Source organism: Sinorhizobium arboris LMG 14919 (assembly GCF_000427465.1).
Lineage (GTDB): Bacteria > Pseudomonadota > Alphaproteobacteria > Rhizobiales > Rhizobiaceae > Sinorhizobium > Sinorhizobium arboris.
In genome coordinates this window covers 639487-660300 of sequence record NZ_KE386497.1, presented here as the reverse complement: position 1 = coordinate 660300, position 20814 = coordinate 639487, and the positions used below count along the sequence as shown (strand labels likewise).

Below are 20814 nucleotides of genomic sequence, written 5' to 3'. Positions count from 1 at the left end.
GGGAAGGCTTATCGGTGAGTGACATAACGATAGTCGGCGGCGGCATCGTCGGCGTATGTTCGGCCATTGCGCTGCAGGATGAAGGCTACAGCGTCGAGTTGGTGGATCGAGGCCTTGAAACCGAGGCGGCAAGCTACGGCAATTGCGGCCTGCTGGCAGTGGGCGAAATCGTGCCGATTTCTAAGCCTGGCATCCTGCCGAAGGTCCCCAAGTGGCTGTCGGATCCGAAAAGCCCGCTGTTCGTGCGGCCCAAGGACATGATCACCCAGATGCCCTGGCTCCTGCGCTTTCTCTGGTCTGGCAGGCGAGCCAAGGTGCTGGACATCGTCGCAGGCATGACCCCGCTCCTGTCGCGGGCCGAACAGGACTATCGTGCCCTGCTCGACGCTGCCGGTCTTTCCGACAAGCTTGTAAACAAGCCGAATATCATGGCCTTCAATTCGAAGGCCGATATCGAGGGCGACAGCTTCACTTGGAATCTCAGGACTCAGAAGGGTTTCCGCCACCGCTTCCTCGATAAGAAGGACCTTCAGGCAATTGAGCCAGCGCTTTCGGGACCGATCACCTGCGGTCTGCTTCTCGAGCAGTGGCTGCAATTCTCCGATCCCGGCATCGTGCGTAACAAGCTGGCGGAATTCTTCCTTTCGCGCGGCGGCACGCTGAGAACCGCCTCTGTGTCCGGTCTCGTCGCCAAGGCCGGCAAGGTGATCGCAATTCGCCTTTCGAGCGGCGATCAGGTCAGTGTGAAACGGGTCGTTCTGGCAGCCGGCGCCTGGAGCGGCAAGCTTGCGCGCGACATCGGCGTACGGGTGCCCCTGGCGGCCTTGCAAGGCTACCATCATCAGCTGCCCAATCCGAATGTGACCGTCAATCACGCTGTGCTCTATGCCAATGGCGGCTTCGTGCTGACACCCATGGAAACCGGATTGCGAATCGGCGGCACGATCGAGGTCGCCGGGCTTAATCCAAAGCCTAATTTCGAACGCGCCAATATCATTGCCGAGAAGGCGAAATCCGTTCTTCCTGGATTGGACACTTCCGGCGGCAAGCAGTGGATGGGACCCCGCCCCTTTATGCCTGATACCATGCCGGTCATCGATAAGGCGCCTCATCACGATAATGTCGTCATGGCATTCGGGCATGGCCAAGTCGGTATGACGCTCGGAGCGACGACCGGAAGATTGGTTGCCGATCTCGTCGCAGATCGCAGGCCGACTTTGGACCTCGCTCCATACCGGGCAACACGGTTCTGGTGGAAGTCGAATGTTGCCAAGTCGGAAGAGGGCAACGATCCTATTCGATACCCTCCCTACTGATCGGGCTGCCGCCGTCGTCGAAGGCAAGTAGCCGCTATTTGCGCGGCGCGATCAGAGGACCGCAACGCTCGATTGCGATACGCACTGTTTCGGCCGGATCGCGTTCCCACCAATCGAGTTCGGAGAACAATTCCAGTTCGAACGGGCCCTCATAGCCGATATCGTCCAGCCAGCCGCGAATGCGAGGCAGGTCTATGACACCATCGCCCACCATGCCGCGGTCACGCAGGTTCCGGGTCGGAACAAGCCAGTCGCAATAGTGGAAGGTTTGGATGCGCTTCGGCCCTGCCCGGCGCAATTCCCGCTCGAATGCCGGATCCCACCAGCAATGATAGACGTCAGCGACGAGGCTGGTCGCCTCATCGCCCAGTTCATCGATCATGTCGTTGCAATCGGTGATCAGGTTCATCGCGCTGCGGTCGCCGCAATACATCGGGTGCAGCGGCTCGAGCCCGAGCTTGACCCCAACCGAGCGCGCATAGGGTGCGAGTTCGACGAGCGCATCGCGAATTCGCTGCCTCTGGGCGCCGAGGTCCTTGTCGCCCACAGGCAGGCCGCCGACTACCATGACCACGCAGGGAGCACCGATTGCTGCGGCCTGGTCGAGAATCCGCTTGTTGGTGTCGATCGCCGCTCGCAGCCGCACTGGATCGGTTTCATTCACCCAGGCACTGGTGCACAGGGAGGCGACCCACATCCCGGCATCGCGCAGATGTTTGGCAGTCGCCTCGACGCCGTAATCGTCGAGGAAATGGCGCCAGACCGCAATGCCGGGAATGCCTTGCGAGACATAGCCTTCAATGGCTTGCGGCATCGACCATTTCGGCGTGGTAATCTGGTTGATGGCAAAACGTGACAGATCGTAAGCGGACATTATGCGACCTCCTGGCGGCGAGCCGCCGTTTTTGCTTCGTCAATGGACGTTCCATCCGCGGTGAAAACCACTCCGTGGTTGGCCTCGGCATAGGCAGCGCTGATCTTGCCATTGGTGAGGTCGTCACGGATGAGATCGAGGGGACGCTTCAGCGGATCGCCATAACCGCCGCCGCCAGCCTGTTCGTGACGGACAACGACATTCTTGCCGATCGTGCGGGTGATCTTGGCTGGCAGAACGATGTTCTGGCCATCGGGATCAAGAATATTGACGCATTTTGCAGCCGGCTTGCCGCCGAAGAGGCCATAGGGCGCATGATCGTGCCGATCGGCGCGGATCTGCAGCACGGCTTCCTCGGCCAGCAGGCGATATTGGCGGATGAGACCGAGGCCACCCCGGAATTCGCCGGCGCCGCAGGAATCGGGCCGCAGGCTATATTCGTCCATCATCATCGGATAGCGAACTTCCAGCGTCTCGACCGGCAGGTTGGACATGTTCTGCGAGGGATTGGTGACACCCTCAACCCCATCCTTGTTCCAGCGGCCGCCCCAGGCGCCGTTGATCATATCGACGAGAACGAACGGCTCGCGGGTTTCCTTGTCCCAGCCGCCGAAGGCAAGAACCGTGTTGCCGCCCTCGCCCGCCGCCATCACCTTCTTCGGAGCTATCTGCGACAATGCGCCGAGCACGGTATCGACAACGCGATAGCCAGTGAGCGCTCTCGCTGCGACCGCTGCAGGCATCTGCGGGTTGAGAATCGAACCTTCGGGCGCGGTGATGGTGATGCAACGGTAGACGCCAGCATTGTTCGGCACTTCGGCATCGAGCGCGCAGCGTACCGAGAGATAAGTCGCCGACTTTACGAACGAGAGCGTTGAATTGATCGCGCCCTTGACCTGCGGCGACGAGCCCGCGAAGTCCACGTTGAGATGATCGCCCTCAACCGTCAGTTTGACGCGGATCGGAATCGCGTCCGTTGAGAAGCCGTCACCGTCGATGAAATCCTCGAAGCTGTATTCGCCATCCGGCCAGGAGCGGATCGCCGCACGTGTGAGCTGTTCGCCATAGTCGATCAGGTCGTCGAAATAGCTGTCGAGTTCATCAGCGCCATAGCGCTCGATCAGGCGCAGGAGCTCGCGTTCGCCGAGATTGCAGGTGGCGAACTGGGCTTCGAGATCGCCGAAGACCAGTTCCGGCAGTCGGACGTTCTTTTCGATGATGCGCATCAGCGTGTCGTTGCGCACGCCCTTGCTGTAGAGCTTCATGGGCGCGATCCGCAGGCCTTCCTGGTAGATTTCGGTGGAATCGGCCGCATTGGAACCGGGCACGCGTCCGCCGACATCGCAATGGTGGGCGATGACCACGGAGAAACCGCGCAGGCTGTTATCGCTGTGGAAGATCGGCCGGATCATGAAGATGTCCGGCAGATGCATGCCGCCTTCATAGGGATCGTTGAAGATGATGACGTCGCCTTCGGCGAGATCGTCCGCATACTCTTCCATGATCACAGCCATGGCATCCGGCACGGCGCCAAGATGCAGCGCGACGGTTTTCGCCTGCGACAGGATGCGGCCGTGCTTGTCGCAGAGCGTCACCGAGTAATCGAGCACGTCACGCACGATCGGCGAGCGCGCAGTGCGCATGACGGCAAAGGCCATGTCATCGACGATTGTGTCCAGCGCGTTCTTGATGACGGCGAATGTAATGGGGTCATTTGTTTTCTGGGCCATGGGAACAGCTCCTTGAATGGGGTCAGGCCAACGAGTCTCAGGCAAGCGTGGCGACGACGTTGCCGAAGGCATCGAGATCTGCCTTGGCGCCGGGTGGAACGACGATGGTTGTATCGGGGCTCTGGATGATCAGCGGCCCGACGGCGCCGCCGCGGAAGGTGGCGCGCTGGTGGATCGGCGTGTCGATCCAACCGTCCTTGCGCGAGAAATAGACTTTTCGCGTGGTGACATCAGCCGGACCGTCCTCAGGCTTGTGGGCGGTGAAGGCGAGGCGGTTGCCGCTATTGCCGCCGGCATTGAGCCTGATGTTGACAATCTCGACGCTGTCGTCGGAGGCATAGCCGTAGATCGCCTTGTAGGCTTCGCGGAACGATGCGCGCAAGTTTTCGCGGTCGGCCTCCGTCACTGTTTCAGGAAGTGCAACCGGAATCTCGAAATCCTGGCCCTTGAAGCGCAGGTCGGCTTCGAAGGTGCATTCGATCTGGTCATCGCTATAGCCTTCCTCGGCGAGCGAAGCATGGGCGTCAGCGCGCATGTCCTTGAGCAGCGCATTGACCTCGGCGACCGGCAACTGGTCGAGCCTGCCGTGGAGGCTGCGCAGGAGATAGCGCTCGACCTTGGCAGCAAGCATGCCGGTCGCGGTGAAGACGCCGGGCGAGCGCGGGAAGATGACGCGGGAAATGCCGAGCGTGCGTGCGAGATCGCAGGCGTGCACCGGGCCTGAGCCGCCGAAGGCGAGGATGGCGAAGTCGCGCGGGTCGACGCCACGCTCCACCGTGACAGCCTTGATGGTGCGGGCCATGTTGATGTTCACTACTTCGCGAATGCCGAAGGCGGCGTCTTCGATCGAAAGCTTCAGCGGATCGGCAAGATCGCGCTTTATCGCGGCGCGGGCGCCCTCGACGTCGAGCTTCATACTGCCGCCAGCCAGCGCTGCCGGCAGAAAGCCGAGCACCACATTGGCGTCTGTGACGGTCGGCGAATTGCCGCCGATGCCGTAGCAGACCGGTCCTGGATCAGCGCCGGCCGACAGCGGCCCAACATGTAATAGGCCGCCCTCATCGATGCGGGCGATGGAGCCGGCGCCGCTGCCAACCTCCGCCACGTCTACCGTAGGGACCCGCATCAGGTAGCCGCCCGCCTTGATGAAGCGGCTCGGCGTGGAAATGCCGGCGCGGAATTCATATTCGTTGGCGCGCGACAGCTCGCCCTTGTGGATGAGCGAGGCGGAAGCCGTCGTGCCGCCCATGTCGAATACGACCAGATCCTTCTCGCCTGCAGCTTCACCCAGTCTGCCCGCACCGACTACGCCGGCCGAACGGCCGGAGGAGATGAAGAAGACGGGCTTCTCCTGTGCCATGCGGGCGCTGGAGAGGCCGCCGTTGGAATTGCTGATCAGGAGCGGTGCGGAGACGCCGATTTCGCGCAGGCCGTTTTCGAGGCGCTCGAAGTAAGCGCGCAGCGACGGCAGCACATAGGCGTTCACGGCGGTGGTCGAAGTCCGCTCATATTCGCGGATCTCGGGCAGCACCGAGACCGAGGCGGTCACCCACATGTCGGGAAAATGCTCGCGCATGATTTCCAGCACCCGGGTCTCGTTCTCCGGATTGCGGTAGGAATTGATGAAGCACACCGCGACGGATTCAACGCCTTCTGCTTCGAAGAAGCGCCCAATATCGATCACTTCCTGCTCGTTCACCCCCTTGAGGATGCGCCCGTCGGCTGTCGACCGCTCGTCCACTTCCATGCGGTAACGGCGGGCGATCAGCGGTACGGCCTTTTCCCAGCTAAGGTCGAACATGGTCGGGGTGCGGACGCGCCCGATCTCCAGCACGTCGCGAAAGCCCTTGGTGGTGATCAGGCCGGTCTTGGCGCCGACCTTCTGTAGCAGCGTGTTCGAACCCACGGTCGTGCCATGGACCACTTCGGCCACCCTGGACACGGAAATGCGTGCCGTCTCGGTGATCTGGCGAATGCCGGTCAGCACCGCTTCCTCGGGCCTGGCGGGCGTGGATGGCACCTTTGTGAAGAAGGTCTCGCCGCCGTCGCCGAAGAGAACCAGGTCGGTGAACGTTCCGCCAATATCAACGCCAATGCGTGCGTTGTTCATCGTATGCCTCCTGCGCATCAGCGCTTTTTTGGGTCGAGTTCTCCCGTCGGCCGAGTTGATCTCGCCCGCGGGGGTCATTCATGCGTTGCGTGTTTCGTGGTTAGTGAGAGCGGACCGACGTGTGCCAGGGGATCGACAGCCGCTCTATGCCTTCCATGAGGTTGAAGAGGAGCGATCCCATCGCGATCAGAAGGACCAAACTGACAAAGAGACCGGGGGTGTCGAACTGTCCCTGCGCAGTCAAAATCGCAAATCCGAGGCCCGAGGAGCTGCCGACGAATTCGCCGATAATCGCACCGATCAGGGCCAGCGAGATGGCAACCTTCAAGCCGGCGAAGATGCTCGGAAGGGCGCAGGGGAGCCGGACCTTCGTGAGAATCTGCCAAGCGCTTGCCCGCCCGACACGCGCCAGATTGATCATGTCCGGATCGACGGACCGTAGCCCTAGGACCGTATCGATGACGATGGCGAAAATGGCGAGCATGACCGCAATGGCGATCTTGGGTTCCGGCCCAATGCCCATCCAGACCACGAAGAGCGGCGCCAGAGCGACCTTGGGGACCGAGTTCAGGGCGACCAGCGCCGAGAATACAGGGCGCTCGAGCGTCTTCGACGACACGATGACGACTGCCAGCAGGATGCCGAAGACCGCGGCCAGAAAAAATCCGGCAAGCGTCACAACCAGAGTGACCCCGGCGTTGTAGAGGAAGAAGGCCGGCATTTTCCAGAACTCGACCCAGACCGCCGACGGCGACGGGAGGAGGATCGGGGAAATCTGGAAAAGCCTGACGCCGATTTCCCAAAGCGCCACCGCCGAAACCAGCGTTATCAGGCCGGGCAGAAAGCGTGTGGTCATGGACGGCATGTTACGCATTCTTGAATATCCCGAGTTTCGTGAACACCTGGCGGATATGGCTGCTGTAATGTCCGAATTTCGGTGTCTCGCGGACGGAGAGCTGCCGCGGACGGGGAAGGTCGATATCAAGGATTTCGACGATCCTTCCGGGATGGCGGTCGAGGATCACGACACGATCCGAAAGGAAGACCGCTTCGCTGATGCTGTGGGTGATGAAAATGATCGTCTTGTGCGCCTCGTGGGAGATGCGCGCGACCTCGACATTGAGGTCATCGCGCGTCATGGCGTCGAGCGCCCCGAACGGCTCATCCATAAGCAGGATGTCGGGATCGGTCAAAAGCGCCCGGCAGATCGACGCCCTCTGCCGCATCCCGCCCGACAGCTCCCACGGGCGCCGGTTCTCATAGCCGCCGAGGCCGAAACGCGCGAGCTGCGCGCTCGCCCTTGCCCGCATCTCCGCACTGACCTTGCCTTGGAGCTCGACGGTAAACAGGACGTTTTCAAGGATCGTCCGCCAGTCGAGCAGCATGTCACGCTGGAAGACCATGCCGAGGCCCTCCGGTGGACCGTCGACCATAAGCCCGCGGGTCGTGACGCTCCCGTTGGAAACATCCTCAAGCCCGGCGATGCATTTCAAAAGCGTGCTCTTGCCGCAGCCGCTCGGACCGAGAATGCTGACGAACTCGCCCTTCCTGATGTCCAGATTGATGTCTTGAAGAACAAGCGACGCATCACTGCCGCCGTAGCGCTTATCGACGCCGGAGACCCTGATATAGCTGTCCTTGACCTGGTCCAACATCTCGACCTCACCCAATGAAGTCGTTGGTGAAAATATCGGAAAGCGTCAATCCGGACGGAATTGCATTGGCTTTTTCCATCGACGCCAGCGCGGCGTTCCAATCCGCGTCAGCCTGCCAGCCGATCGGTTTTCCCGCCGTCGCCGGGGTCTCGAAGGTTTCGATCGTCAATTCGATCTGCCTGGTCAGAACTTCCTTCGTCAGCTTTATAGTTGGCCGTTGCTGGATCATGGCCTCAGCGCCCTCGCCCGCATTGCCGTCACGCAGATAGGCCCACGCTTTCTGCTGAGAGGCCACGAGGGCCTTCAGGGCATCACCACGTTTTTCGATGGTCTCGTCACTGGCGATGAGGCCGTAGCTCGGGAAATTGACGCCAGCGTCGCTGGCGAGGATGCCGCGCGAAGGACGAACGGCTTCGGCAGGCGGGATGATCGAGGGGCCGGTGGACAGGATCGCATCCGCCCGGCGCGTGGTATAGGTGCTCCAGAGGGCTGCCGGGTCGACCAGGAGCAGCTCCACAGTAGAGCGGTCAAGCCCGCCCTGCGCGAGCCAATAGTCGATGAAGGGCGCCCATGGGCTCGCCGCGAAACAGACGATGCTCTTGCCCTTCAGATCGGCAACCGTCTTGTAGTCCGAGTCGCGGTCGACGACTGCCGCGAGATCCGTAGCGCGAGCGAAACCAGCGAAGGAGCGCACGGTCGCACTCTTCATACGCGCCTGGGGGACGAGACCGAGCTGCACCTGGCCAACATCAACCTGGCCCGCATTCACAAGCTGCAGGGTGTTCGCAGAGCCACGGCCATCCTGCACATCAATGTCCAGGCCGACATCTTTAAACCACCCTTTCACCTGGGCGAGATGCATGGCCGCTTGAACACCCCAAGGCGCAAAATCCATGCGGGCCGACAGCGCCTGAAGGCCTTGAGCACGTACCAAGGACGGCATAGCCAGGGCGGCAATACCGCCAGCAAGAAACGCGCGTCGAGTCGTTTGGAACTTGGACATCCGGTTGCTCATTTTCAGAACCCCTCTTGCTCTTATAGAACTATTTAGTTTATTAAGGACAGAGCTAACCTGTTTCCGACTGTCTGTCAATCGCGCAAAAACCAAAAGCCGGAGTATTTTATTATGCCGACAATTCAATGAGTTAGCGCGACACGGCAACATCTTTTCGAACGCGAAAACGGTCTGTTTCCGCGGCGCTAGAGTTTGCCGTGAGCATGGAAAATGCTAAGCAGAGGCTGCTACGATAAACTTCAATGTTTAAGGCCCAAGGGCGTGTTGATGGACCAGAGAATGGAACTTGAAAAAAGCGGCCCGGACAAAAAGAAGCGGATCCGCGACCCTGAACGGACGAAGCAGAGGATCATCGACACGTCGATTGACGAGTTCACGGAACGCGGGTTTGATGGCGCGCGGATAGATGCGATCGCCGAGCAATCCCAGACAAACAAAAGCCTGATCTACAAATACTTCAACAGCAAGGAAGAGCTGTATATAGCCAGCCTTTCGAACACCTATGAGAAGCTGCGCGCTTCCCAGCATGAGATTGACCTCGATGAAAATGACCCGGTGGGCGCAGTCAGGACGCTCGTTCAGTCAACCTTCGACACGTTCGCCAACAATCCCCGCATTGTTCGAATGCTGACCCATGAAAATGTTCAGAATGCCCGTTTTCTGAAACAGGCGCTCGGCATCAAGAACCTCTACACCCCCCTTCTCGCCAAACTGTCGCGGGTGATCCGCAGTGGCCAGGACAAGGGCATCTTCAGAGCAGATGTCGACTTGAAACACCTGTACGTGTCCATATCGGCTCTGGGCTACTTCTACTTCTCCAACATCCACACGCTATCGATCGTGCTGGATGAAAAACTGGAGAGTAGCGTTGAAGTCGCCAAACAGCGTGACCAGACAGTCAGCATCATATTGGCATATCTGAAAAGGTAGATTTCCGCCTCCTTGCTGGGGCGAACCGTCGAAAATGACGATCGTTTATCTCCGTAAACCGCAGACCTCCGGCTAGCGCCGGCCAAAAAAATGGCTCCATGCCCGGAGGCATGGAGCCTAGGCCTTGGGAGCCAATCAATCCAGAAGATGCACCTGCGGACCCCAGGTGTCGGAAAGGGCAAAGCCCTTGACGAAGGGATCATCGGCGACGAGGCGTAATTCCTGCTTGCCATAGACGAAACCCTGGCCGGTGATCCGTGGGATGACCGCCTTGCGTCCGCCCACTTCGGTTTCCTCCAGCGCCTGGACATGAAATTCCCCGCCGATGATCGAGCGAGAGACCTTCGTGTCTCCGACCGCGATCAGACCACGTGCATGAAGGCTTGCAAGATTGGCCGAGCTGCCGGTACCGCAAGGAGAGCGGTCGACGCGGCCGGGTTTCAGCGTCGTGCAGGTGCGCACCGCGCCATCCGGCTCCTGAGAACGGAACATCACATAGGCGATCTCATCCACACCCGGCAATGTCGGATGTCGGACTTTGACCTGCTCTGCCAGAAGCGCCTTGAGTTCGATACCGGCCTCCGCCAGTGCACGCGCATTCTTCGGTTCAATGGTAAGCCCGACCTGCTCGACATCAACCAGACCGTAATAGACACCGCCGAAGCAGATATCGGCCTTTATGCGACCCCAGCGCGGCGTCTCGACCTCCTGGTCGAGAGCTTCCGCAAAGGCCGGGACATTGTCGACGCTGACGGAAAGGCAACGGCCATTTTCGCAGCGCGCCCGCGCTGTGACCAGACCTGCCGGCATATCGAGACGCACAATCGTTTCGGGCTCAACCATGGCCACCCGGCCGCTCTCGAGAAGCGCGGTTACGACGCAGATGCAGTTCGAGCCCGACATTGCATGCGCACGGTCGGCCTGGAGCACGATGAAGCCGGCATCCGCGTCGGGACGGGTGGGTTCCAGCAGCAAATTGACGGTCATGGCGACATTCGCGCGCGGCTCGAACGTCACGAAACGGCGGAGGCTGTCGTCGACATTGTTGATGTAGTTCATCTTGTCCAACGCGGTTGCACCGGGAATTTCCGGTGCGCCGGCGACGAGAACATTGCCGATTTCTCCCTCGCAATGAACCTGGAGAATCTCAAGCTTTTGGTCGGATATCATGGAGGCCTCTCATTGCGGGCACGCGGCCCGACTGTACTATTCTACTGTCCTTCAGGAGGTCCGTCCTCAATCACCGTAAGGCAGATAGGATCGTCTCTCCACCTCGGGGAAGCGTTCGCCTGTGCGGACAAATTTGGTGTGCTCGCGGATCGGATCGGGATAGTGCTCCCAGTCGCGCAGCTTGCCTTTCTGCATGGCGCGATTGACGAATTGGCGGACGCGCTGGCTGCGCATGACATCCAGCTTCAGACCCGCCAGGTCCCAGATTTCTCGCACCCCGGCCATTAGCGCCTCGACCGTTTCGCTCCATTCAGTCTCGTCCGCCAGATTGCGCATCTCACCCGGATCGCTCGCGAGGTCGTAAAGCTGCATCGGATAGGCTTCGGAGACGACGAGTTTATGTGGGCCGCGCCGCAGCATCACGCGTGGCGCATTGGTGCCTCCGTCAAGATGCTCGGCGTAGACCGTCCGGTCCGACCTGTCCTCGCTCATCAGGGGCAAAAGGCTGTCGCCCTCGTGGTCGGTGATAATCACATCAAGCGAACCGGTGGCGAGCTCCACCAATGTCGGCATGATATCGACCAGCGAAACCGGCGCGGCGACGCGCTTCAGGCCCTGCCGCCGCGGATCATAGAGCACCAGTGGTACGCGGATCGCCGGATCGAAGAGGTTCTTTTTGAACCACAGGCCGCGCTCACCGATCATGTCGCCGTGGTCGGAGGTGAAGATGATCACCGTATTGTCGGCAATGCCGGCATCTTCCAGCGTTTGCCTGAGTTCGCCGAGCTTGCGATCCACATAGCTGATCATGCCATAATAGCCGCGGCGAGCCCGGCGGTAGATGGCATCAGTCACCTCGAACTTGTCGAGACTGTAGTGGAGATAGAGCGAACGGCTGTGCGGATCCATTTCCTCCAGCGGGATCGCTGGTGTCCGTGGTGGATCGATCGCTTCGTCCGTGTAGAGATCCCAGTAGTCGCGCGTGGTTACATAGGGATCGTGCGGCTGGGTGAAGGACACGGTCATGAACAGCGGGCGCCCATCGCCATAGCGTCGCCAGTCATAGATATGCTGGGTCGCGCGGCGGGCGACCTCGTCATCGTAGTCAATCTGCTGCGACCGCGCGAGCGGCCCGGCATCGGCGATCGTCTCGACACTGGAGACGCCGAAGGGGACCTCGCCCTTGGTCTTGAGTTCTTCCGCCTCCAGCTCATCATAGGTCTTCGGCGGAACCCAGCTGAAATCGGCCGGATAAATTTCTGTCGTCAGACGGTCCTCGTAGCCGTGATGCTGGTCGGGTCCGACGAAGTGCATCTTTCCCGATATGCAGGTGTAATAACCGGCATCGCGCAGGTAATGCGCAAGCGTCGGCACGGCCGCAGGGAATTCCGAGGCGTTGTCGAACGCGCCGATTCGCGACGGCAACCGGCCGGTCATCAAGGCAAATCGGGACGGCGCGCACAGCGGATAATTGCAATAGGCATTGTCAAACACCGAACCCTGTCCGGCAAGCCGGTCGATATTGGGCGTCTTGCATACCCGATTGCCATAGATGGACAGGGCAATCGCGGTCATCTGATCGGCCATGACGAGCAGAATATTCGGCTTTTCGGAAACCGATTGCACGCCCACGCCCTCTCAGTGTCCGAGAATCTGGCTGAGGAAGAGTTTCGACCGCTCATGCTGCGGGTTGTCGAAGAAGTCTGCCGGCGGCGCATCCTCGACGATCTTTCCCTGATCCATGAAGATCACACGGTCGGCGACCTTGCGGGCAAAGCCCATTTCGTGCGTTACGCACACCATGGTCATGCCGCCCTGGGCAAGTTGGATCATTACGTCGAGTACTTCCGAAATCATTTCCGGATCGAGCGCCGAGGTCGGCTCATCGAACAGCATGATTTCCGGCTTCATGCACAGGGCCCGGGCAATCGCCACCCGCTGCTGCTGGCCGCCGGACAGTTCCCCGGGATAGTTCTTTGCTTTCTGCGGGATCTTGACGCGCTCGAGATAGGTCATAGCCTGTTCCTCGGCGGTCTTGCGATCAATCTTACGGACCAGCATCGGTGCCAGCACGCAATTTTCCAGCACCGTCAGATGCGGGAAGAGATTGAAATGCTGGAACACCATGCCGACTTCGCGACGGATCTCGTTGATATTGTCGATCTCGTCGTTGAGTTCGGTGCCAAGCACGCGGATCCTGCCCTGTTGGTGTTCCTCGAGCTTGTTGAGGCAGCGGATCAGGGTCGACTTGCCCGAACCAGATGGACCGCAGACGACGATCTTTTCACCCGGTTTCACCGTCAAGTTCACTCCGTGAAGAACTTGATGGGCGCCGTAATATTTGCACAGACCGTCGACTTCGATCGCCAGAGCGCTTGTGGTCATTTGCATTACTCCCAAAATCCTGCCGTCGCGCCGAAGAGCGCGGGAATGCCCGTCATGTCGGATCCGAGGCCCGACACATGCTTGCCGCTCTCGTGCTACCGCAAGCCCAATTTCATGGACCGTTCGAGATAGCTGCCATACATCGACAGCGAGTAAGTGAAGACGAAATAGATCAGAGCGACAAAGCTATAGACCTCGGTATGGAAGGGCTTCCATCCGCCTGTCGAAAATGCCGCATTGCCGGACGCCGTGATCTCGAAGAAGCCCAGAATGACGATCAGCGCCGTTTCCATGAAGGCGATCACCACCTGATTGATCGTCGGCGGGAGCGCAAAGCGGAAAGCCTGCGGCAGGACGATGCGCGAGATCGTCTGCCAGTAATTAAGGCCAAGTGCGGTTGCCGCTTCCTCTTGCCCGGCGGGCAAGGACTGGATACCGCTGCGAATGATTTCCGCCTGATAGACCGCAAAGAAGACGGCGGCGCCGATAATGACGCGGTACAGCTTGTCGCCAACCAGGAAACCCGGCAGCGTCAAAGGCAGGATGATAGCGGCGGTGAACAGAATCGAGAGAAGCGGCAGCGAACGAATGCCATCGATGAAAAGTGCCGTGACGGTCGAGACCACCGGCAGCCTGGAGCGTCGCAAGAGCGCAAGAACAATGGCAAGCGGCATGCCGATGACAACGGTGGACGAGAAGACGAAGACTGTCAGCGCAAGCCCGCCCCACTGGGTTTCGAGCACGACGGGCATGCCAAATACGCCGCCTTTCATGAGAAAATAGAAGAGGCCGTAGCCCAAGGCCCATAGCACCGGCAGCCGTTTCGCGGACCAGAAGAATGGAACGCACGACAGAATGACGGTCGCAAGAATGGCGAGGCACGCAAGCGCCGAACGCCACTGCTCCTCATAGGGATAAAGGCCGAAGAAGATCAGGCGATAGCGGTCGGTGATGACGGCCCAGCAGGCGCCGGCAGCCTTGTGGCAGTCCTCGGGCGTGCCGAACCAGACGGCATTGACCAGTCCCCAGTTTACGAGAAACCACAGCGCTGAGAGGATCAACGCCAGGCAGACCAAGGTGAGGATCGTGCGTCCGACCGAGGAGAAGTAGTCGCGCCTTACGCTGTCGAGGAGGCTGTCGTTCAACGCCGGCGCCTGGATCTCGGTGGTGGCCGTCATCGTTTCCGCTCTCATTTCTTATGTCCCGGCAGGGCAAGCGCCCGATTGATCGCGTTCATGGTGAAGGAGATGGTCATGTTGATTGCCCAGAAGCCGATGATCAGCAGGAAAATCAGCGAGATCGTCTGCCCGGAATGGTTGATTGAATTGGCGACCACGCCGAAATAATCCGGAAACCCGATGGCAATGCCGATCGTGGTGGCTTTCATTAGCCAGATGATCTGGTTGGTCATCGTCGGCAGGATGCGCCGTATCATCAGTGGCAAGCGGATGCGCCAGAAGATGTGCCAATTGCCGAGGCCGAGCGCATGCGCGGCTTCGATCAATCCGGCTGGGATGGAAAGAAAGCCGGCGCGGACGATTTCGGCGACATAGGATGCACCAAACAGCGCGATCGCAACGATGGCGGATCCAAGCTCCGGCGTCATCGTGCCGCCGCCGAGAAAGCGCAGGCCCTTGGGCTGGGGCATATCGAACAACGGCGTGTCGGCAAGGCGTCCGGCATAGCCGATGATGCAGGCGAGGGCCAGCGAGATCAAAATCCCGACCAGCGACGAGCCGCGGCCCGTGCGGCGCGCAACGGTGACGGAAATGACAGAGCCGATGATAAAGAGTGCGATCGCGGCCAGCAGATACCAAGCCTCGATGTTGAACATCGGAAAGAAGATACCGCGGTTGGAAATGAAGAAACCGCCCTGCACAGCGATCGCTTGGCGTGGCGAGGGGAAATTCACGAAGATCGCATACCAGAAGAAGGCCTGGAGGATCAGCGGAATGTTGCGGAAGATTTGCACATAGACGCCGGCGATGGACTTGACCAGCTTGTGACTGGAGAGCCGCGCCGTGCCGATGACCGTGCCGAGGAGGACCGCCAGCGAGACCGAGATCGTCCCAAGAAACAGCGTGTTGATGAAGCCGACCAGCAGCGCTCGGGCAAAGCTTGAATCAAGATCGTAATCGATCAAGGAGAAGACGATCGAAGAGCCTGTCGCATAGTTCAGAAAACTCCATCCGACACTCAAGCCCTGGATTTCGAGGTTTCGTCGCGTCGTCATCACGGCGATGAGCAGCATGGTCAGGATGACGGCGAGGAATACAGCCTGCAACAGGATATCGCGCTGCTTTCGGTTTCCGAACGAAAAGGTCATGGGCCCATGTCCACCTTGCCTCAGAAGGAGGCCTAAAATGAAATGAACCTCCGCCGGGACCCGGCCCGGCGGAGGATGGCATTTTTTTAGTCGAGGACCGGGGCGTAGAAGACGCCACCCTTGTTCCAGAGCGAATTCAGGGCCCGTGGCAGCTTATAGCGCGACTCGGTTCCGAAGTTGCGGTTGTACATTTCCTCGGAATTGCCGACCTTCTTGATCACGTTGTAGGCCCAGTCGTCCTTGAGGCCGAGACGAGTGCCGATGCCCGGCGTGACACCGAGCAGCTTGCCGACAACAGTGTTCGGCGGGTTGGCCTTCATCTCATCGATGTTCTTCGAGGTCACGCCATTTTCTTCGGCGATGCGCTGCGCGGCGATGACCCAGTTCGCGATATCGACCCAGTTGTCGTCGCCCTGGCGCATGACAATGGCTTCCCCTTCCAGGGCCAGCGCGTCGGACAGAATGTCATGGCTTTCCGGATCGCCCGAGGTGGCGCGGGTCGCAGCAACGATGGGCCCCCATTCGGCATATGCATCGCATCGGTTGGCGAAATACGCGGCGGTGGCTTCGGTGTTCTTCTCGAAGGTCACGACCTTGACCTCGTATTTCTTTTCCTTGATGTAGTCGCTGACGAGCTTCTCGGTCGACGTGCCACCGGCGACGCAAACGGTCCCGCCAGCAAGATCAGCCAAGGATTTGGCGGCAAGGTCTTTATGCGCCATGAAGGTCGTGACGCCAATGAAGTAGGGCATAGAGAACTGCAGGCCGAGTTCGGTATCACGGCTGAACAGCCAACCCGAAGCCTTGATGACCAGGTCGATTTCGCCCGACTGCAGCGAAGGGAAGCGCTGTGCCCAGCTGATCGGGATCAACTTGAGCTTGTCGTCGCTACCGAAAATGGCCGTTGCGACGGCGCGGCAATAGTCGATGTCGAGGCCGTGCCAGTTGCCCTGTGCGTCAACTTCGGCAAAACCTTCGAAGTTGCCATCGCTGGACGTGCAGTTGAGTGCACCGCGTGCCTGGACTGCCTTGAGCGTATCGCCCGGGGCGGCCATCGCAGCGGGCGGCACTGCCGCCGAAAGTGAAAGAAGCGCTAATGCAAGCTTCAAGGCATTTCTCATGGCATTCCATCCTCTGTTGGTTTTGAGTCACTTCGTCTTTTCCGGGGAGCACCGTTCCGAACTCTTCGAGCCCCTCTCCTCCCGCCCGGCCTACAGTCTGGCGCCACCAAAACGCGAACCCTCGACCCGGTGCCAGCGCATCCGAATAGCCGCCTTCCAATGCGAGCCACGCGGGCCATAAGCACGGCTGCAAGCTCGTTTCAAAAAGGGCTGCTTCTGATTCCCACCATTGGCGCCCTGCGGCGCGGTTCCCGATGTTGGCTGAGCCAATCTATTCTTGTCGTTCTAATGTCGACTTTATTATTAGTCGTTCTAATGTCGACAATGTCAAGCGGTAATTTTTGCCTTCATGTCGACGCCGTATCGACAGCTATAATGTCGTCTTAGTGTCGACACCGTCAAGCGCAAAAATCCATTTGCTCTCAGTGCCGTAGCATTCATATTATATCACTTGTCATATATGTGTCAACATGGACAGAAGAATCGCTATGGCACGGGCGTAACGACAAAGGTCCTTCGCGCCGCAGAAGGTCGCCAGCTGATAACAGACCGATAGGGGCGATTTAGGCGAGCGGCACCGAAACGGTGAGCTTCTGACCCTCCCGAAGATTATGGTCTTCGGAGAGTTCGCCGGCCAAGGTGGAGTTCCGCGACAGGATCGCCTCAAGGATAGGCCGGTGCTGATCCAGGATTTCCTTGGAATCAGCAATGAGCGCGTCGCTCGAGCGGATATAGACCCTAATCTGGTGTTCGATCAGCCCGTATTGTGCGCGTAGCCGGGAATGACCGGAGGCGTCGACGACCGCCTTGTGAAATCCGAAATCCGCCTCAGCGATCTCATTGGGATTTTTGCGCTCGCATGCGATTTCAAGCGCATCGAAGGCTTGCTGGACCTCAGCCATCTGGGCCGGCTCAGCACTGGCAGCCGTCAAACTCGCCGCCAGCCGCTCGACGGCGCCACGCAGCGTATAGAGCTCCCAGATATCCTGACGCGACAGCTTGACCACCGTCCACCCCGTGTAGGGCACCAGACTGACTAGGCCTTCTTGGGCCAGTTGATGAAGCGCGGTGCGCACGGTGGCGCGCGAAAGCCCCATCTCGTCTGAAATCTGCACCTCGGTCAGCCGGGACCCAGCGGGAATCGAACCATCGATGATCCTGCCCCGCAAGACGCCCAGTGCGCGCACATCCGCCGGCATTTTCTCAATCTTAGGAAGCTTCGCTCGATCCATCACGGGGCCTCTTCGGCTGCGTTTCTGCCTGTTTATCCTCTTGAGCTGATTGAGAACAAGAACAGCACGTCAAAAAATATCTCAAAGGGCTATTGTCGACAATAGCCCTTTTGCGTATTGTGGCCTCGGCTCGCGGCCTGAGACGTCGCTGCAAGCGAAATTCACCCAAGACTTCAACCGCCGGGGCTGCCTGCCGGGCGGGCGACATGTTGCGCCCTTGCTCGTGCCGGACCGCGCCTGCAGCAATCGAGTGTCCAGATGAAAAAGATACGTAACGGAGATGAAATCCTGTCCGCAGGCGATCGATCTTCCCGGCAGATCGTGCTCGAGATCGCAGATAGGACGCTCGACCGATTGGATAGCTACCGACGCATGCGCGGCATCATGCGCATGGAAGGCAGTGTCCTCCATATCGGCACCCGCTCCTGGGATCTGTCGAACAAGCGCAACGTCTATCTCTTCGGGGCTGGAAAAGCGTGCAATCACATGGCCATGGCCGTGGATCACGTGCTCGGCGAACGCCTCACCAAGGGGATCGCCATCGTCAAGGTGCTTGAGGAGACAGATAGGTTCAACAGGACCGAGGTCTTCATCGGCGGCCACCCTCTTCCCAATGAGGAAGGTCACCGGGCCTCAAAGAAGATCATCGAGATCGTGGATCAGTCGGGTCCGGACGACCTCTTCATCTGCGTTATCAGCGGCGGAAGCTCGGCGCTGATGTCATGCCCGATCGACGGGATCAGCCTCCAGGACGAGATCGACACGACCGACGTCCTCTTGAAATCCGGCGCAGGCATCTATGAGATCAACGCCGTCCGGCGACACATTTCCGCGCTCAACGGTGGCATGCTGGCCAAACGTATTCAGGATATCGGTGCCGAACTCATCGGCTTCGGCATCAGCGACGCCGTCGGCAATCCCGCGACCGGTGATATTTCCGTGCCCTACGCTGCTTACAAGAGTACGCCGATCGGCCCTGACGCGACGACGCTGGACGATGCGCGGGCGACCATTATCAACCGCAATGTCGCCGACCGCCTGCCGAAAACGGTGGTCGACTACCTGATGAATGCCGGCCCTGAGGGCGAAACGCCGAAGGCATTTCCGGATAACACTTATTTCCTGCTGAACACCCTGCCGGACTCCTGCATCTATGCCAAGGAAATCTGCGAGGAGATGGGGATTCCGGCCATGATCGTGTCCTCTTTCCTCGAGGGCGAAGCACGGGACGCCGGCACCTTCTTCGCCTCGATGGCACGCGAAATCCAGACCTATGGCAATCCCGTCAAGGCACCTTGCGTACTGTTGAGCTCCGGTGAGGTGACGACACTCATTGAGGACAACAGCGTCATCCGCGGTCATGGCGGGCCGGGCCAGGAAATGGCCGTCAGCTTTGCCATCACGGCAGCCAAGACGTCGGGCGCCTGCCTGCTTTCGGTCGACACCGAGGGAACTGACGGGACGACGCGGGTGGCCGGCGGCATCACCGATTCCTCCACCGCAAGGGCTGCGGCCGACAAGGGGATCAATCTCTACCAGGCGCTACGCGACCACAGTTGCTACGAGGCACTGGAGGCCGTGTCATCGGCCATCTTCACCGGCAACACCGGCACCAATCTCTGCGACCTCACAATTATGTACGTCCCTGAACTTCAGCGAGGCGCGTGAGATGCAGGACAAGATCGTTTCCCTTCGCGCCCAGCAGATCATCGACTGCAAGTGCCGCCCCGCCGTTGAGGTGGAGATCCGCACTGAAAGCGGCGCTATCGGCCTCGGTGCTGCGCCGACCGGCACCTCCGTCGGCATGTACGAGGCATTCGTGCTGCGCGACGGCGACCCTTCGAGTTACAAGGGCTTGAGTGTTCACAAGGCGGTGAACAAGGCCGTCAACATCATCGGCCCCGCCCTGATCGGCATGAATGTGTTCGATCAAAGGGCAATAGACGAAAAGATGATCGGGCTCGACGGCACACCGGACAAACGCAATCTCGGCGGCAACACCATCTATTCGGCGTCGATAGCGGCCTTTCGCGCTGCCGCCGCTTCACGGCGCATTCCGCTTTACAATCACATTGCGGGCGGCGACATCAAGACCGTGCCGGTGCCCTGCTTCAATGTGATCAACGGCGGCCGCTACGACAATTTTACGCAATCCTTCAACGAATTCCTGATTGTCCCGCACGGGACGGACAGTATCGACGAAGCCGTTGAAATGGCCGTTGCGGTATTCAATCACCTCGGCTCCGTCCTGACCGCCTATCTCGGCCACAAGCCGCAGGTCGCCAGCTCTTACGGCTATGCCGCACCCTCCGACGATCCGATGGTCGTTCTCTCGATGATGCGTCGGGCGATCGACGAATGCGGCTACCGCGGCAGGATTTCATTCGCGCTCGATTGTGCTTCGAGCGAGATGTATGACGCGACGACCAAGACCTATCTTCTCAAAGGCGAGCGCGTCACCTCCAGCGCATTGATCGCTTACGTTCGCAAGCTCACTGAGACCTTTGACTTCGTCTTTATCGAGGACCTTCTCGACGAGAACGACTGGGATGGCTATCGCAAGGCCGTGCAGGAGCTGCCCCGGACGATCATCCTCGGCGACGATCTCACAGTCACCAGTCTTCCGCTGTTGCGCCGCGCCCTCGATGAACATGCCGTCGACGGCTTCGTCCTAAAACCAAATCAGGTTGGCACCATCACAGAAGCGATGGACGCCTATCGGTTCGCTGCAGAGCACGGAATGATCGCCGTACCGTCGGGCCGTTCCGGCGGCGTTGTCGACGATGTCGTCATGGATTTTTCGGTGGGCCTGCAGGTGCCGTTTCAAAAGAACGGCGCCCCGCGCTCCGGCGAGCGCATTGAGAAATTGAACTTTCTGATGCGCGCCAATGCCCGCAGCCCAGGCTGCCGGCTGTATGACATCAAACCGCTTCTGCGCTTCTGAACCAAA

General features: G+C 59.6%; 17 protein-coding genes. 4 read left to right on the top strand and 13 right to left on the bottom strand.

Annotation, left to right across the window (positions count from 1 at the left end; all coding sequences use genetic code 11):
* Positions 1–14: 14 nt before the first annotated feature.
* Entirely contained in the window at positions 15–1316 is a 1302-nt protein-coding gene (locus SINAR_RS01000000134485; protein ID WP_084617851.1) for an NAD(P)/FAD-dependent oxidoreductase, read from the top strand.
* 34 nt (positions 1317–1350) lie between these two features.
* On the opposite strand, the gene SINAR_RS0132080 is transcribed toward SINAR_RS01000000134485, so the two are convergent.
* From SINAR_RS0132080 to SINAR_RS01000000134480, 6 genes are all read right to left on the bottom strand, one after another.
* Positions 1351–2190, bottom strand: coding sequence for a sugar phosphate isomerase/epimerase family protein (locus SINAR_RS0132080; protein WP_028002820.1), 840 nt, complete (start codon positions 2188–2190; stop codon positions 1351–1353).
* Positions 2190–3920: a hydantoinase B/oxoprolinase family protein gene (locus SINAR_RS0132075; RefSeq protein WP_028002819.1), complete on the bottom strand. Its 1731-nt coding sequence runs from the start codon at positions 3918–3920 to the stop codon at positions 2190–2192. The genes SINAR_RS0132080 and SINAR_RS0132075 overlap by 1 nt, the downstream gene beginning before the upstream one ends.
* 37 nt (positions 3921–3957) lie before the next feature.
* On the bottom strand, positions 3958–6030 hold the full coding sequence (locus SINAR_RS0132070; RefSeq protein WP_028002818.1) for a hydantoinase/oxoprolinase family protein: 2073 nt from the start codon (positions 6028–6030) through the stop codon (positions 3958–3960).
* 100 nt (positions 6031–6130) lie between these two features.
* On the bottom strand, positions 6131–6904 hold the full coding sequence (locus SINAR_RS0132065; RefSeq protein WP_028002817.1) for an ABC transporter permease: 774 nt from the start codon (positions 6902–6904) through the stop codon (positions 6131–6133).
* The gene (locus SINAR_RS0132060) at positions 6897–7685 is read right to left on the bottom strand and encodes an ABC transporter ATP-binding protein (protein ID WP_028002816.1); all 789 of its coding nucleotides are present in this window, start codon (positions 7683–7685) and stop codon (positions 6897–6899) included. Before SINAR_RS0132060 ends, SINAR_RS0132065 begins: the two co-directional genes overlap by 8 nt.
* Before the next feature lie 7 nt (positions 7686–7692).
* Complete coding sequence (locus SINAR_RS01000000134480) at positions 7693–8700, bottom strand: ABC transporter substrate-binding protein (protein ID WP_150852074.1); 1008 nt, start codon at positions 8698–8700, stop codon at positions 7693–7695.
* A gap of 279 nt (positions 8701–8979) precedes the next feature.
* On the opposite strand from SINAR_RS01000000134480, the gene SINAR_RS0132050 reads away from it, so the two are divergent.
* A complete protein-coding gene (locus tag SINAR_RS0132050) occupies positions 8980–9630 on the top strand; it encodes a TetR/AcrR family transcriptional regulator (protein WP_028002815.1) in 651 nt (216 codons plus the stop codon).
* Positions 9631–9765: 135 nt separating this feature from the next.
* On the opposite strand, the gene SINAR_RS0132045 is transcribed toward SINAR_RS0132050, so the two are convergent.
* The 7 genes from SINAR_RS0132045 to SINAR_RS0132015 all read right to left on the bottom strand — a co-directional run bounded on the left by SINAR_RS0132045 (position 9766) and on the right by SINAR_RS0132015 (position 17864).
* Positions 9766–10800 carry a proline racemase family protein gene (locus SINAR_RS0132045; RefSeq protein ID WP_028002814.1) on the bottom strand — a complete coding sequence of 345 codons (1035 nt, stop codon included), beginning with the start codon at positions 10798–10800 and terminating at the stop codon, positions 9766–9768.
* Between the two features lie 66 nt (positions 10801–10866).
* The gene (gene betC, locus SINAR_RS01000000134475; RefSeq protein ID WP_150852073.1) at positions 10867–12426 is read right to left on the bottom strand and encodes a choline-sulfatase; all 1560 of its coding nucleotides are present in this window, start codon (positions 12424–12426) and stop codon (positions 10867–10869) included.
* 12 nt (positions 12427–12438) lie between these two features.
* Entirely contained in the window at positions 12439–13185 is a 747-nt protein-coding gene (locus tag SINAR_RS0132035) for an amino acid ABC transporter ATP-binding protein (protein WP_408022034.1), read from the bottom strand.
* 95 nt (positions 13186–13280) lie between these two features.
* Positions 13281–14378 (bottom strand): amino acid ABC transporter permease, encoded by a 1098-nt coding sequence (locus SINAR_RS0132030; protein ID WP_234710703.1) that lies wholly within the window; start codon positions 14376–14378, stop codon positions 13281–13283.
* Positions 14375–15511, bottom strand: coding sequence for an ABC transporter permease subunit (locus SINAR_RS0132025; RefSeq protein WP_028002811.1), 1137 nt, complete (start codon positions 15509–15511; stop codon positions 14375–14377). Before SINAR_RS0132025 ends, SINAR_RS0132030 begins: the two co-directional genes overlap by 4 nt.
* A gap of 86 nt (positions 15512–15597) precedes the next feature.
* Positions 15598–16632 (bottom strand): amino acid ABC transporter substrate-binding protein, encoded by a 1035-nt coding sequence (locus SINAR_RS0132020; protein ID WP_028002810.1) that lies wholly within the window; start codon positions 16630–16632, stop codon positions 15598–15600.
* Between the two features lie 563 nt (positions 16633–17195).
* Positions 17196–17864: a GntR family transcriptional regulator gene (locus tag SINAR_RS0132015; protein ID WP_028002809.1), complete on the bottom strand. Its 669-nt coding sequence runs from the start codon at positions 17862–17864 to the stop codon at positions 17196–17198.
* 258 nt (positions 17865–18122) lie between these two features.
* Here SINAR_RS0132015 and SINAR_RS0132010 point away from each other — a divergent pair, with 258 nt between their 5' ends.
* Positions 18123–19532: a glycerate kinase type-2 family protein gene (locus tag SINAR_RS0132010; protein ID WP_028002808.1), complete on the top strand. Its 1410-nt coding sequence runs from the start codon at positions 18123–18125 to the stop codon at positions 19530–19532.
* Between the two features lies 1 nt (position 19533).
* Positions 19534–20808: a phosphopyruvate hydratase gene (eno, locus tag SINAR_RS0132005; RefSeq protein ID WP_028002807.1), complete on the top strand. Its 1275-nt coding sequence runs from the start codon at positions 19534–19536 to the stop codon at positions 20806–20808.
* The last annotated feature ends 6 nt before the right edge of the window (positions 20809–20814 follow it).